We start from the raw sequence: 1,496 nt of genomic DNA on the forward strand, positions 1-1,496 counted from the left end.
TATGGATCGGATCGTACTCGCTTCGGCACAGGAATTTAGGTCGCTGGGCATCACTGCGAACGTAATAAATCCAGGTGCGACTGATACTGGCTGGATGTCCGAAGCACTCAAAACTGATGTGCAATCCATCACTCTGTTGGATCGTGTCGGTATGCCACAGGATTGCGCTAATCTAGTCAGATTTCTGTGTTCCAAAGAAGGCGGATGGATCAACAGACAACTGATTTATAGTAATGGTGGTCTTCAGTAACCTTGAGAACGTGAGGTTTTTTAGGCTGCTTAAGACAATTCCCCAAGCTAAAATGGGGTCGTTATCTCGCAAACACTCCCTGACTTTGGAGATGATTCGGAATCTCGATCGAGAATTAAGGATTCCGGCGAAGATTCTCCTTTCCGCCTTATGAGTAGCACAAACCCCCGCTTAACCACAATAGAACGCCATTCCAACAACAGTAAAGTAAACTGATGAGTTCATTTGAACTCGGAACAGTTAAAATAGACAGTAGGTGGAGTGAGTGACCGAAATGCCAACTACTGCTCAGTTAGAGAGTTTATATCGCGTCAGCTATCAGTTGACGTTCATCATGTTGCAACCGATTCATCTGGTTTGTATAGATCGTCGTACTCGAAACGTATACGTTCTAGCTGGATATGGTGAAGACCTTGAGTTTGAAATTGTACCGAATGGGGAGGTATTCTGATGAGCCAAGTGAATTTTGAGGCTATGAGCGATGCCGAATTGAGACGGTACTTTCTGGAAAATCGCCAAGATCGAGCTGCTTGTCAGGCATATTTAGACAGGTTCAGTCAGCGTCCGAAATCAATCATTGCAAGCCCAAGCGATCCCGATTTTGACGCAAAAATTCAGGCCGCAATTCGGCAGAAATTAGAAGCATCGCCTAGTAGCCAGCCAGCTAACAGCACAGTGGAACGGACGGAATAGAGTCACCTTGGAGATGATTTGGAAGCTCGATCGAGAGTTTGACATACAGAAAATTGGTGCTTTTATAATTTAGGCAATAAAAAATAACTTTTGCTAAATTGTTAACAACACTCAAAAAAAGTGAACACCATGCTTAACCTCTCCCGTAGCCGTCCCCTGAACCAATTTCAACAGGAAGCTCCTGAGTTGCTTCATCAGTTTGAAATAGATAAAACACCAATCGTAATTACCATTAATGGTAAAGCGGTTGCTGTGCTTCAGGATGCGGAAAGTTATGAAAAACTACTTAATCGGTTAGAACTTCTTGAAACTCTTGCAGGTATTCGTCAAAGCTTAGGGGAATTCGATCGAGGCGAAGGGGTTTCTATTCATCAAGCTTTTGAAGAGCTTCAAAAAAAATATGACCTACCGAGTTGAGATATCTCCTACTGCTATTCATGACATAGAAAATATATTTTTGTGGCTCAAGCTCAATGCTCCTGAAAAATCCTATCGTTGGGTTAGGGGCTGTTATGAAATAATGCTCAAACTGGAAAGCTTTCCTAGTCGTTGT

General features: G+C 42.9%; 3 protein-coding genes. All 3 read left to right on the forward strand.

Going from position 1 to position 1,496, the window contains the following annotated elements; genetic code table 11:
- The coding region (locus JGK16_RS32615) for an SDR family oxidoreductase (RefSeq protein ID WP_293194031.1) at nt 1-250 on the forward strand (250 nt) is incomplete at its 5' end.
- 450 nt (nt 251-700) lie between these two features.
- A complete protein-coding gene (locus tag JGK16_RS32620) occupies nt 701-943 on the forward strand; it encodes a hypothetical protein (RefSeq protein ID WP_293186924.1) in 243 nt (80 codons plus the stop codon).
- A gap of 129 nt (nt 944-1,072) precedes the next feature.
- Nucleotides 1,073-1,360 (forward strand): type II toxin-antitoxin system Phd/YefM family antitoxin, encoded by a 288-nt coding sequence (locus JGK16_RS32625; RefSeq protein WP_293186934.1) that lies wholly within the window; start codon nt 1,073-1,075, stop codon nt 1,358-1,360.
- The last annotated feature ends 136 nt before the right edge of the window (nt 1,361-1,496 follow it).

Source organism: Microcoleus sp. PH2017_09_SFU_O_A, assembly GCF_020738625.1.
GTDB lineage: Bacteria > Cyanobacteriota > Cyanobacteriia > Cyanobacteriales > Microcoleaceae > Microcoleus.

What these genes read in the sequence shown, in the direction of transcription:
- JGK16_RS32620 (WP_293186924.1), top strand. Translation starts at nt 701, where the DNA reads ATGAGCCAAGTGAATTTTGAGGCTATGAGCGATGCCGAATTGAGACGG.
- JGK16_RS32625 (WP_293186934.1), top strand. Translation starts at nt 1,073, where the DNA reads ATGCTTAACCTCTCCCGTAGCCGTCCCCTGAACCAATTTCAACAGGAA.